Raw genomic sequence first — 13,258 nt, 5'->3', positions numbered from 1 at the left:
TTATACTTGATAAATATTAATGATTATTAATAAAGCCAACCCGCCAATTTGTTGCGAATAGTTATCATCTTCATTAGCATCTCTCCATTCTATTTACTGTCAGTCAATGAAAGCGAAAAATGAAAGTGAAGCCAGTTAAAGTGTCTCTATACCAATCTAGTGCTGTGATCTTTAGGCAGGCTGTATCTCATATCCGTAAACACTCTATTTCTTTGATGAAAAATGAAGTGGGCGCTGCCGCGCCTTTTGCTGTGCTTGCTTTCGTTGGGGCGCTGATGGCGATTTCTTATGCGGTAGACACAACCCGTATGGTCAATAGCTCAGCGCAAATAAAGCGAGCAACGGATGCTGCCGCAATGGCGGTAGGGAATAGCGAACTACTAAATAATAATGAAGGTAAGCTTTCTGAGCTTCAAAAACTCGCCTATGGCTATGTACGAAGTAATCTTGGAATGGATTCCGAGTTAGTTGAACAGATTGCTCAAGGGCAGATAAACGTCACACGAGGTAAGTCGGAAGATGGTGTCACGTATTCCGTTAGCGTCACACTAGACGCCAAATCAGACTTATTGGGTGTGGGAGAGCAGGAGCAGGTAATTTCGTCGACTGCTGAAGTGGTTACTCAGGATACTGAGGTGGCTTTAGTAATACCTAATTCTGCGGGGGCAGCGTCATCCGCTAACTTGTCTGCTTTACGTGAATTAAGTATAGATTTCATGGGTGAGCTAGATGTGGAGGAGGGGAATGTATGGTTTTCACTTGTTCCTTTTATGTCATCCGTTAATGTCTTTGACTCAGAGGATCCTGATCGTATTTTTCGCTGGTCTAAGGAGGGAGCATTAAATCCTCTTGAGCTAAATAGTCTGTTTCGGTCAGGTAGTTTAAGACATCTGGCTGACCCAAGGTCCCCAGATGTTATTACTGATCGCCTTTGTATGTTTCGAGGATTGGGCGAAGAAGAAAATTTTTTCTGGGATGAGTCACCGACGAGTCAGTTTGGAGTGTATTACAGTGCTGGCAGTGCGGTAGGTGCTCCAGCACCTGTAATTCGCTGGAGAGGTCCTAATCCTATCCTTTGGCCTGATACTGGTGGCATAGACTTTCGTGAAATGTGGCCACAGCGAGGTTGCCCCATCGCACCTTTGCTTCCCCTCACAAATGACGTAGATAAGCTTGAAGCTCGTTTTGACCAAATGCAGCCAGTAGATGCAAGTTATAACAACCTTGCAATTGCAATGGGGTGGGCTGGTTCGACCTTAGCGCCGAATATGCGAGGAACGTCTGGATGGGGGGACAGTGAGTTGCCACTAGATTTTGATGAGGGTGTCAAAGCAATTGTTTTGCTGTTTGATGCGGATGATTATTCTGGAGATACGAATGGCTACAACCGCAGAATTGGAGAGAGTAGCGGTAATGGTACAGAGGGACTTTATCAGTTTGCTAAGCGACGTTTTGAGGACTTGTGTCGAGATTTTCAAGCTAAGAACATTAAATTTTTTATGATTGCGGCTTTTCCTTCTGGCGTAGTTGATGGCGTGGTTGGTAATACAACGTCAGATTATTTAGATGGCAGATTTGGGTCTGATGTGATTCCAAGCCTTCAAATTTGTGCTGGAAATGGTGGTGCTTTGTATGCGGTAGAGACGCCTAGTTTTTCCGACGGTCGCAGCCAGATTAAACAATATTTAAAAGATATTGCTGGCAAGATTCGCAGTAACTATTACGTGCGCTTAATCAAATAAAGAGAGTCATAAGTCGGCTCAGTCGAATAGGGGTGTTATATGTTTTTAAAAAGGAAGTCGTCATCTTCGCTGAGCTTGATGCTTGAGCCTCGCTTGATGTTTGATGCGGCAGGGGTTGCTAGTGCTGATGACGCAGTTTCTAGTGCGGAGTCGAACTCTACTGAGGCAAATGAAGCGCCGGAGGTTGCTGCGGAATCAACTTCATTTGAGCTTGTTGCTGATGTCTCTGCAAGTGCTAATGATTTGATTTTTAGTGCAGATGGTAAATTTGCGTATTCTGTTAACGCTGGTAATACCGATGCGTGGGATATTGAAGAATATTCTTCATCTGTGGTTGTTTATAGCGTAGAGGAAGATGGCTCGTTAACGTCTATTGATACCGAATATAACCTTAGTGGAGAGTTTAATTGGGATACGTTTGAATTTGATTCTACCGTCGCGATTGATGGCCTAGCTGGTGCTTCTATTGTACGTCTATCAGAAGATCAAAGCCTCTTATATGTATACGGTGAGACAGACAATAGCATGGTGGTCTTTAGTCGGGACGCAACAACCGGCGAATTGAGCTTGTTGGGCAATACTGATTTTAGTGAGTTTGGTATTGATAATATATCCACTTTTGTGGAAGACGTGACGGCGTCCAATGGTTATTTGTATGTTGCCGGAGCAGATAGTGTGTTTGTTTTGGCGACTCAAGATGATGGTACTTTAAGTTTAGCGCATAGTTACAGTAACGAGACAGATGGTGTTGATGGTCTAACCGGTGCGCGACGTTTATTCGTCAGCGAAGATGGCAACACCATGTTTGTTGGTGGCAATGGGGATGACAGTGTTTTAACGCTATTTTCCATTGAAGAAGATGGTGCACTGACTTATATCAGTTCCGTAGAAGGCATCGCAGACGCTTATTATATTCAATCCATTGCTGTGTCTAGCGATGGTGAAACGGTTTTTGCTTTAAATGAAGATAATGGCACAAGCTTACTGACCATGGTCTTTGATGACGAGGGCGCGCTTGTCTTAAAAGATAGCTATGAAGTGTCTGCTGATGCACGAGATATTCTTGCGACATTAGATGGCACTGGGGTTTTGGTGTTGGGTAACAGTATCGACACCTTCTTACAAGAAGGGTCAACCTTAAAAAAAGTAAGCACATTGGTTGGTGAAAGAGGTATTAAGACCGCTGCATTAAATGCTGATGGTTCTACCTTTATTCTGGTGGAAGATAGAAGTATCAGTACCTTTAAACTCTCTATTCCTTCAGTAAGTTATACCGAAGGCGGTGATGCTTCTGTTGTGCTTCCTAAGGGGGTAGTGAGTGATGCTGAGTTAGGTGCTTTAGAGGACTATAATGGCGCCAGTTATACCTTTGTCCGTCAGTCAGGTGCTTTGCCAGAAGATTCTTTTGGTTTTATCGACGCAAATGGTTTCGAGCTAACACGAACCGGCTCGATTGAACTGAACTACCAGGAAGTTGCGACCTTTTCGGTGGTCGACAATCAGCTGACGGTGACCTTTACATCGTCTGTCTCTCAGCAAGTAGTGACCGATGTTTTGCGCCAAATTACCTATAGCAGCACCAGTAATGATCCTGTTGTTGGAAGTCGTTCTGTTGAGTTTGTTGTGACGCTTGACGACGGCGCTGGAAATGAAAGTACCCTTAATGTGACTATGCCCCTTGAAGTTGTCTTGCTTCCTACCGGTGTTGTCAGTGATTCTGAGTTGGATGCGTTAGACAACTACAATGGTGCTAGCTACACCATCGCTCGGGAATCTGGCGCTTCACCAGAAGATGCTTTTGGTTTTTTAGAGGTCAATGGGTTGACCCTTTCAGATGACAAGATTTTCTTGGATAACAGTGAAATTGCAACCTTTGCATTAGTCAATAATGAGCTTACTGTAACCTTTACTTCTTCCGTTTCTCAGCAAGTCGCGCAAGATGTGCTTCGTCAAATTACCTACTTTAATACCAGCAATGATCCTGCTGCGAATGATGGTTCTCCCGTTTTTGTTATTACTGTGGATGACGGTGATGGAAATCAAAGTAAGACGAATGTCACGGTTGATTTAGTCGGCGTAAATAACCCAGCTACGCTAGAGACAACACCGTTAACGCCAACCTATCACTTAGGTGATGACTATATTCCTCTATTTCAGAATACCTCCATCGATACCATAGAGGCTGATCAGCCCGTCAACCAAATTGTGCTCACGTTCGATAATGCAACCAGTGACGATGTTTTGAAGGTCGGTTCAGCAAAAATTAGTTTTGATTCAATGGGCTTTAAAAATGTTAATGGCTTTCAATATCGTTTAACGCTTTTAGATAGCGGTGAGACAGAGGTTCTTATTTATCTTTCAGCCAGTACCACGGCAGAAGATGCTGCTAGTACTATAGATAGCATAACCTACAAATATAATGGTAGTGAGGTGGGCGGTCAGAAAAATGTAACGCTCACCATTAATGAAAGACTTGCTTCTGGCGACACAGGTGAAAAGTCAACTACCTTCCGTGAGGGAAGTGCCGTTATTACCTTGGCTGCTGCAGAACAAGAGAACGAAGCCCCTAGCGTGGCTAGTAGTGTTGATTCTGTCTCTTATACAGAGAACACTGCTGCTGTTCCTGTATTTACGGGTACGACGATTTCCGATACTCAAATGGACTCCTATAACGGAGGGCTAGGTAACTATCATGGGGCGACTTTGGTGGTCTCTGTGGACAGTGATTCATTCGATCATGTTTTGGAATTTACAGAAGAAAATGGTCTTTCCGTAGTAGGTAATGATTTACTTAAAGATGGTGTAGTGATCGGGAGCTTCCTAAACAAAGACGGTACGTTGACCATTACGTTTACAGAAGACAATGGATCAATTCCGACCACGTCGGATGTGCAAAATGCATTAAGCCAAGTTCAATACCTTAATGAGAGTGATTCCCCTGACGCTAAGGTTGATATAACAGCCACTTTAACAGATCAAGCCGGTTTGTCCGGTGAACTGGTGATGCAAGTAAATGTTGTGCAGGTAAACGATGCACCAACGGTTGCGGAGGACCCTTTACTTTCAGTAGGTGATATTGACCTCATTGACTCGCTGAGTGAAATAGATGGATTAGGTGACATAACATCGTCTACCGTAACGAGTGATGGTAGTACTCTTTATGTCTCTGATAGTACAGGTAATATCGCTGTTTATTTACGAGATGCTGAAACTGGAGAATGGGTCTATCAAGCAACACATGATGCGTTTAAAGATGTCGCTCCTGAAGTATTTGAAGGGCTTCCTACGACGGTGAGTGAAGTGGTCGTTTCATCGGATGGTCAATCGCTTTATGTGCTCTCTGCTAATAGTAAAGGCAGCATTCTGACTGTATTGAGTGTGACTGAGACGAATGAGCTTAGTTTTGCTCAAACTCTCACTAATGGAGATGAAACGGGTTACGCTTTTAGTGAGGTAAAAGAACTGGTTATTTCAGAAGATGGTAAAAACCTTTATTTTCTTAATTCCTCAGCATTAGGAATAATGAACCGAGATAGTACTACCGGAGAGTTAACCTTTGTTGAAACAATGAGTGCTTCATGGAGCGAACCTTATTTGTATCAGCCTAGCAGCATCACCGTAACAAATGATTATGTGTTTGTAGCGGCTACTTTTACTGACAATACGTTAATTGTATTAGAACGAACTGATTCAGGGCTGGATTGGACTGCGTATATCCGTAATGGCTCGACCGATACTTTGGGCAGTAGTGTCTCCATGAGTTCAATAAATCACAGTGTCGTAACTGAAGATGGAAGCACTGTTTATCTGATGAGTAATGAAGGTTTACAGACCTTCTCTTATGACGCTGATAATAAGCAATTGACGTTTGTTAGTGTGCAAGAGCTTGCCGTCGATAATGTTACTGATGTTGCTCTTAATGAGGAAAACGATCAGCTTTATGTGTTGGCATCTGATGGTTCATTGGTACGTTATTTAGTGGGCGAAGATGGTGGACTGATTCTCATAGATACTGTTCAGCAAGCACCTTTGGAAAATGATGGAGCGCTTTCTGTACTCGAAGATGGAAGCGTATTTGTAAAGGATGCCAGCCTTAGTATTTATAAAGTCGAAACCTTAGAAGCCCCTAAATATGATATTGCTAAAGGCCCGGCCATTATTTTCCCAACTATCGATCTATCTGATGCGGAATTGGATGCTCAAGATAACTACAACGGCGTTAGTTTGACAGTAACTCGTATGGATGCGAGCGGAGAAGATCTTTATAGCCTGAACGAAGGCAGCGATTTCACGCTTGAGGGTGAAAGTGTGTCATATCAAGGCGCCGTAGTCGGAAGCTTTACTCAGCAGAGTAATGGTGAATTAACGATTACTATTACAGGCGATCTGACTCAATCTGAAGCGGATGCTTTATTACGAAGCGTTGCTTTTCAAAATGAAAGTTTAGCGGAAGATGGGGTGCTAAATTTCTCAGTGACAATGAATGATGGTGCTGCGATTAGTGAGGTCTTTAATGGTTCAATAGAGGCTCTTGTTAATGGTTCTCCTATCATATCCGGTGGTGTTGTTATTCCTGATATGCCATTGGGAGATGAGTTGCTCTTAACGCTTCCAGAAAACCTAGTAACCAACCCATATGAAGGCGGCGAGTTAATTTTGTCTTTGTCTGGATTGCCTGATGGCTTCTCGTTTGACCCTGAAACTCGGATTCTATCTGGTACAGCGAATAGTGCTGGTGAATGGACGTTAGTGTTAACGGCTACGAATGATCTTGATAACTCGGTGCAGCTAGACATTTCACTCGTTGTATACCAAACGACCTCTGTGGTAGATGTGGCGACGGATCAAGGTGGTTCGGACATCGTCCCGAGTGTCGTGAACGATGTTGTGAATGATGTTACGACTTCAGGAGTTGGTGAACCTGCCTCCGCGATAGAATCCCGCTCTTTTGATATACCGTCCAGAGTTGCTCCGTCACCTGCTTTTAACGTTTTAGATAGCGTACTTGGAGATGCTTCTAGTTTCAGCACTTTACCTGTTGAGCCTTTCGTCAGAGCGTCTATCTCTTTTTCTGCATCCTCAGACAGTGTTCAGTTTTCTTTAGCGGACAGTGTGATGTCATCAGAAGAAAAGCAAATCGTATCAGTTTCACTTGCTAATGGGGCGGCTTTACCAGAAGGGGTGACGCTAGACCCTGACACCCTGGAATTAAGTGTGTCTAAAGACACGTTGAAATCTGGCGAAGCATTGGAATTACAAGTATTGGTAATCGACAAAGACGGTAATCAATCCGTGGTTCCTGTGATATTGGATATTCAACATGACGATTCGGCCGATTTGCAAAGTGATGGATCTGAAAACGAAGGCGCTGCCGACAAGGGTTCTTCTGCTCCCTCGTTAACCCAACAAGTAAAAGAAGCAAGCCAATTGTCTGTATCTGAGAAGAGCCGAATTTTACTTACTGAATTTTCTGCTAACTAAATTTATCTACTTAAAGATGACGTAGAACACAATTATTAAGGTTTTGATGTGAACATAAAACAAACAAAATTTAAGGGAAAAAGCGTAACTCGTTTGGTAACAGGTGGCGCTTTGATTGCCACGTTAGCGGCGTGTTCTGTGACACCGACACCAATTACTCTTGATCAAAAAATGGCGTTAGTGGCATCTGATCGTGATGCTATGTTTAAAAATCAAGAGCCAGTTACGAAACCGATTAGCTTAGAAGAAGCGATGGCTCGTGCGGTTAAATACAACCTTCAAGAGCGTCTTTCTTTGATGGAAAAACTTGCTGAAGAGCATGTGTTAGATCTGAAGAATTTTGATATGTTGCCTCAAGTTGCTGCCAGTGCAGGCTGGACAACTCGTAACAATGAAGCCGCCTCGTCTAGCAAATCGCTTGCTACAGGTACACAATCTTTAGTGTCGTCTACTAGCCAAGATAAATCGTCTAGTACGGCTAACTTGAGTGTGTCTTGGAATATTTTAGACTTTGGTGTTGGCTATTTTGGTTCGAAAGCCCAAGCAAACAACATTCTTGCAGCGGAAGAGCGCAGACGCAGTGTTATTGCCGATATCATACAAAAAGTCCGTAGAGCGTATTGGGATGCAATGACGGCTCAACAATTACAACCTGTGGTGAAAGAAACGCTTAAAGAGGCTTATGCAGCGTTAGAAAATGCCAAAAAAACAGAAAAAGAGCGATTGATTGCACCACTTGAAGCGCTTAAATATCAGAAAAGTTTGTTAGAAATGATCAGTCGATTAGAAACATTAGAAAGTGATCTTTTAGCCTCTAAGTCGACTTTAGCTTCTCTGATGAACTTGCCGCCAGCGACGCGCTACCAGTTAGCAGAAGAAAGAGTATTGCCAACGAACTTGCAGTATTCGTTAGAGGATCTGGAGGCTATGGCGATGGTGAATCGTCCAGAAATTAATGAAGAAGCGTATCGTGCGCGCAATGTTGCTTTAGATACACGTTCAGCTCTTACACGCTTAATGCCTGGAGCTTCATTGTTTGTGGGTACTCACTATAGTAGTAATAGTTATTTAGCAAATAATGATTGGGCTGATGCAGGCGTACAAGTTAGTTGGAACTTATTAAATGTTTTCTCTTATTCCGATATCAAGCGTTTAGGGGAAGCTAAACAGTCTGTAGCGGATTTGCGTCGTCAAGCTTTACGTATGGCTGTGCTTACTCAGGTGAACATTGCATGGCAACAACATGAGCAGGCTAGAAATCAATTTGAACGCATGTCAGAACTCTTAAGAGTGCAAAATGCCATTCTTAAACAAACCTCTGGCGCTTATAAGAATAACGCACAGTCTTTGGTTGAAAGAGTTCGAATGACGACGGAAAGTGTGTTGGTTATGCGCAGTCGTGACTTGAGTTTTGCACAAATGCAGAGTGCTTATGGCTCGGTCTTTCAAGCGACAGGTTTAGATCCATTGCCAGCAAAAGTAGCGAGTCATAGTGTGCAAGATTTGACGGACGCAATTACGTCTCAAAGTCGTCTTTTGGATTCTGGAAAATTACCCGTTTCTGCTGTTGTTCCTTCAAAGAGATCAAACTTAGCTAAAAAGACAGTAATAGCAAGTCAAACAGCGATAACAGGCGTGGTGGCACCCGTTGAGTTGCATTTTGTTCGTGATTCTGAGGGGGGCGGTTCCTTGCAGAGTGTTGAAGTAAACGACTACACCAACTATACGGGGCAATAATGTTTTATCGTTTCCCAATAGCCGCAGCTTTATTATGCAGTGGCTTTATTCTTTCAACAGGACTACATGCTGAGGCTGAACACTATCCAATTCGTGTTCAGCTCAAAGCGAAAGATCAGATGGTATTGTCGAGTCAATTGACAGGGCGAATTAAGCAACTGGATTGGCGTGAAGGTCAAACCTTCAAAAAGGGTCAGGAATTGGTGAATTTTGATTGCGAAATTTATCGAGCCAAGCTGAACTATGCAATAGCCGCCGAAAATACCGCACAGAAAAAACAAGATATTGCTCAACGTCTGGATAACCTTCAATCGATCAGTGTAATGGACGTTAGTCAGGCTGAATCTGCTCTTATTATGGCGAAAGCGGAGCGAAATATAGGCGAAGTCATGGTAAAGCGTTGCGCTATAAATGCACCTTTCTCTGGTCGTATCTCTAAGCGTTTGGTTGAGCAAGGTGAATTCGTCTCAGAAGGCGAGCCACTGTTAGAAATTTATGACAACCATGCTTTTGTCGTTGAATTAATTGTGCCGTCAAACTGGGTACGACGCATTAATATTGGTGATGGTTTCAAAGTTAGGCTAGATGAAACCGAGCAAGAATATGATGCCAAAGTAACACGGCTTGGTGCGGTAATAGACCCTCTTAGTCAGTCGTTCTCCGTATTTGGTCAGATTACTTCAAAGCCGCAGAATCGTTTGCTTCCTGGAATGAGTGGCAGTGCTGTGTTTGCCCATAAAAAAGTGACGGCACCATGAGTAAAACCTCCCCACAAGAGACAAAAAAATCGCCAGATAATTCGGTAGAGCATGCATTACTTGATCTATTGCAGATTGAAGAGAAAGCGCGTTTAGCCAATACCTTAGACGAACTGCAATTTATTGTCTTAAACGAAACTCGCTTGTTATTGGAATATCGTCAAAGTCTATTATGGCGAAGTGATAGCAAGGTGCTTGTTGGTGCGTCTGGATTGGTGGATGTCGACGCGAGCTCGCCTTTTTGTACTTGGGTGAATGCTTTGTGTAAAGGCGTTTTACAGACAGAAAAAGCGGATCGAATACATCGAGTTGATCCCCAGAAAATGGAGCAAGAAGATGCGATTCGCTATGCTGAATACTTCCCTTCTCATCTAATTTGGCTGCCAATCAAAAACACTCATGGGGAGATTGTCGCGGGTCTACTCTTAGCGAAAGAAGAGGAGGTAAACCTAAGAGAAAAAAGGTTACTGACGTTTCTATTGAGTAGTTATGGACATGCTTGGCAGGCATTCAGTCGTAAATCGCGTTTACTACCGAGTAGTCAGAAGCGTGGTCGCTGGTGGTTAGCAGGCATTGCTGTCATGGCATTAATTTCGATGATCCCGGTACGACAATCGGTTGTTGCATCAGCGGATATTGTACCTTCGCAGCCAAATATTGTTCGTGCGCCAATGAACGGTGTCGTAGATAAAATTTTGGTTAAACCGAATGAATTGGTGGCCGCAGATCAAGAAATAGTGCATTTAGATTCCCGTGAGTTACAACAAAGATTAGAAGCCGCTAGACAAACCTATGCCGTCAGTCGAGCGGAGTTGAGGATGGCGCAACAGCAATCTTTTAGAGATGAACGCCGCAAAGCGGCGCTGGCGGTTCTTGAAGGCAAGCAAGCACAGGCTAAGCTAGATGTGGATTATCTACAGCAACAATTAGAACGTACTGTGTTACGAGCGCCTTATGACGGTGTGGCAATCTTCGATAGCCAAGGGGATTGGATTGGTAAGCCTTTGTCTTTGGGTGAATCCATCATGACCATAGCTGATCCGAACGACACGGCTTTAGATATTCGTCTACCACTACAAGATGCTATTGATTTGGAAATCGGCTCCCATGTGCTGTTGTTTTTAAACAGTGATCCGTCCAACCCGATTAAGGCGACATTAGAAAGCATGGCTTATAAGGCAACGCCGACACAAGAAGGTCAATATGCGCTTCGGCTCAAAGCTAAGTTCGAGCAAAAAGATGAGCGGATTCGCCTTGGTAAAAAAGGCTTAGCGAAGCTTTATGGTGAAAACACCACGGTATTTTATTATCTGTTTAGAAAACCGATTTCTGCATTACGTATTTGGCTGACATGGTAATGTCTTCATGAATGTTGGGGCGATGGCTATTCCTCAAGTTAACAGGCCGAATCAGCAGAATGGTGCGCCATTGGGAGAACTTCGTGATGAATTGCGTTTACACGAAGGGCCTGCCGACTTTTCTGGTGCACCTACTTGGACGTTAGAAGATCCGTTAAGTGGACGGTTTTATCGTTTAGGCTGGCTGGAAATGGAAATGCTGGCGCGCTGGCATCTTGATAGTGCGGAAGCCATCCAGGAAGGTATTCAGTCTTCCACTACCTTAGAGGTTGATCAACAAGAAATTCAGAATTTTGCACGGTTTCTGAGTGGACATCGTTTGCTTAACGTTTATGGCGAAAAAGACTTAGCGCGCTTATCTGAAGAAAAATCACAACGTAAAACCAGTCCTTTAAAGTGGCTTCTTAAGAACTACCTCTTTTTACGTGTGCCTATTTGTAGCCCAGATCGTTTTCTAGATCGTACCTTACCTATTGCTAAATTCTTCATCAGCAAATTCTTTATTTGCCTGACCCTTATGGCCGCTGTATTAGGTGGCGTATTGGTGAGTCATCAGTGGGATGCTTTTACTCATACTTTTTTATATTTTTTCTCTTTTGAAGGTATTGTTCTGATGGGTGTCGCTTTGTTTTTAACAAAGCTACTTCATGAGTTGGGGCACGCTTATTCTTGCAAGCTTTTCGGCGGTCGGGTGGCAACCATGGGGGTGGCGTTTCTAGTTTTATGGCCTGTCCTTTATACGGACACCTCTGGCTCATGGCGACTAAAAAGCAAGCATCAACGTATGGCGATTGGCGCAGCGGGTGTACTGGTAGAAATGATAGTCGCCGTTTGGGCTATGTTCATTTGGAGTTTTCTAGCGGATGGCGTTTGGCGCAGTTTAGCCTTCATGTTATCGACCACTTGGGTACTTTCCTTATTGATTAACCTCAGTCCTTTTATGCGCTTTGATGGCTATTTCTTGTTTTCCGACTTCTTGGGAATGCCGAATCTACAACAAAGAGCATTTGCTTATACTCGTTGGCAGCTAAGGGAGTGGCTATTCGGATTCAAGGAAGCGGCGCCAGAATACTTTTCGTCTACTATGCGGAAAATATTGCTGTTTTATTCAGTCGGTACTTGGGTTTATAGGCTGTTTTTGTTTATTGGTATCGCTCTCATGGTTTACCACTTTGCTTTCAAAGTGTTGGGTATCATTTTGTTTACAGTGGAAATGCTGGTGTTTGTGTTACTGCCAGTGTTCAAAGAATTAAAAGAGTGGAGTGCGAGAAGGTCAAACATGTCTCTTAATAGAAACGCGATGTTGAGTATGGGGTTATTGGTTGTTCTTATCTGCTTGGTTTTTATTCCATGGCGAGGCGAGGTGTCTGCTTCGGCGATTCTTAGAGCTGAGCAGCAGTCTTTAATGTTTGTACCTGAAAACGCGCAGTTGGTAGAAATCGCGGTTGAACAAAATACGTCAGTAAAGAAAGGGGAAAGATTGTTTCGCTTTTACTCTCCAGAATTGGAGAAAGAGGCACTTGCACTTCGTCAACAGCTCATTGCGTTAGAAAAACAAAACAAAGTAAGCCAATTTGATAAAGAAGCGTCTTCTAAATTGAGTATGGTAAGAGAAGAATTGGTTTCAGTGCAGTCGCGTTTGCTTGCCTCTTCACTCCGAATCGATGGTTTGACTGTGGTGGCACCGTTCGATGGTTATGTGGCGGATCTATCAGAGCAGTTTGCAGTGGGGAGTTGGCTGTCGTCAGGAGAATGGCTAGCTACTGTGGTTGGTCAGCAAGGCAATCTAGTAGAAGCCTATATTGAGGAAAGGGATTTATCTCGTATAAAAGAAGGAAGTCTTGCTCGATTTATTCCAGAAAATTCAGCGTACTCTGACGTCACGTTACGCCTTAATAAAATAGAAGAAACGGCAGTAAGTAGAATGTCTTCTGCACCAGAATTAGCGTCTGTGTATGGTGGTGAAATCGCTTCTAAAAAGGAGCAAGGTGATATGGCACCGCACCCAGAAAAAGCGATATATCGCGCCTATTTTTCACCAATAGGTGATCAAAATACGCAAACGTCTAGTTTCGTCATACGTGGAAAAGTGGTGGTCGATGGCGAACCGCAGAGTGTGGTGAGTCAGTTATGGCGAAGTGTGTATTCGGTTATTATTCGAGAGATGTCATTTTGATCGTAG

The 13,258-nt window shown here is 43.4% G+C and carries 6 protein-coding genes; all 6 read left to right on the top strand.

Going from position 1 to position 13,258, the window contains the following annotated elements:
- Positions 1 to 119 precede the first annotated feature (119 nt).
- From ACHUFM_RS16075 to ACHUFM_RS16050, 6 genes are read left to right on the top strand one after another with little or no spacing between them, the layout of a single operon-like run.
- Positions 120 to 1,742: a Tad domain-containing protein gene (locus ACHUFM_RS16075; protein ID WP_394183479.1), complete on the top strand. Its 1,623-nt coding sequence runs from the start codon at positions 120 to 122 to the stop codon at positions 1,740 to 1,742.
- Between the two features lie 39 nt (positions 1,743 to 1,781).
- The gene (locus ACHUFM_RS16070; protein ID WP_394183477.1) at positions 1,782 to 7,223 is read left to right on the top strand and encodes a beta-propeller fold lactonase family protein; all 5,442 of its coding nucleotides are present in this window, start codon (positions 1,782 to 1,784) and stop codon (positions 7,221 to 7,223) included.
- A gap of 48 nt (positions 7,224 to 7,271) precedes the next feature.
- A complete protein-coding gene (locus tag ACHUFM_RS16065; protein ID WP_394183475.1) occupies positions 7,272 to 8,960 on the top strand; it encodes a TolC family protein in 1,689 nt (562 codons plus the stop codon).
- Positions 8,960 to 9,718 (top strand): efflux RND transporter periplasmic adaptor subunit, encoded by a 759-nt coding sequence (locus ACHUFM_RS16060; protein ID WP_394183473.1) that lies wholly within the window; start codon positions 8,960 to 8,962, stop codon positions 9,716 to 9,718. Before ACHUFM_RS16065 ends, ACHUFM_RS16060 begins: the two co-directional genes overlap by 1 nt.
- Positions 9,715 to 11,076: an efflux RND transporter periplasmic adaptor subunit gene (locus ACHUFM_RS16055; protein ID WP_394183472.1), complete on the top strand. Its 1,362-nt coding sequence runs from the start codon at positions 9,715 to 9,717 to the stop codon at positions 11,074 to 11,076. The genes ACHUFM_RS16060 and ACHUFM_RS16055 overlap by 4 nt, the downstream gene beginning before the upstream one ends.
- 22 nt (positions 11,077 to 11,098) lie before the next feature.
- Positions 11,099 to 13,252, top strand: a complete 2,154-nt coding sequence (locus ACHUFM_RS16050) for an HlyD family efflux transporter periplasmic adaptor subunit (RefSeq protein ID WP_394183470.1) — start codon at positions 11,099 to 11,101, stop codon at positions 13,250 to 13,252.
- The last annotated feature ends 6 nt before the right edge of the window (positions 13,253 to 13,258 follow it).

The organism is Marinomonas posidonica (genome assembly GCF_043643765.1).
Taxonomy (GTDB): domain Bacteria; phylum Pseudomonadota; class Gammaproteobacteria; order Pseudomonadales; family Marinomonadaceae; genus Marinomonas; species Marinomonas posidonica_A.
The sequence above is the reverse complement of the archived record's forward strand: the minus strand, read 5'-3'. Positions and strand labels throughout refer to the sequence as shown.

Bases quoted from the DNA above. Each gene is read 5' to 3' on its own strand.
- ACHUFM_RS16075 (WP_394183479.1), top strand. From the start codon at position 120: ATGAAAGTGAAGCCAGTTAAAGTGTCTCTATACCAATCTAGTGCTGTG.
- ACHUFM_RS16070 (WP_394183477.1), top strand. From the start codon at position 1,782: ATGTTTTTAAAAAGGAAGTCGTCATCTTCGCTGAGCTTGATGCTTGAG.
- ACHUFM_RS16060 (WP_394183473.1), top strand. From the start codon at position 8,960: ATGTTTTATCGTTTCCCAATAGCCGCAGCTTTATTATGCAGTGGCTTT.
- ACHUFM_RS16055 (WP_394183472.1), top strand. From the start codon at position 9,715: ATGAGTAAAACCTCCCCACAAGAGACAAAAAAATCGCCAGATAATTCG.
- ACHUFM_RS16050 (WP_394183470.1), top strand. From the start codon at position 11,099: ATGGCTATTCCTCAAGTTAACAGGCCGAATCAGCAGAATGGTGCGCCA.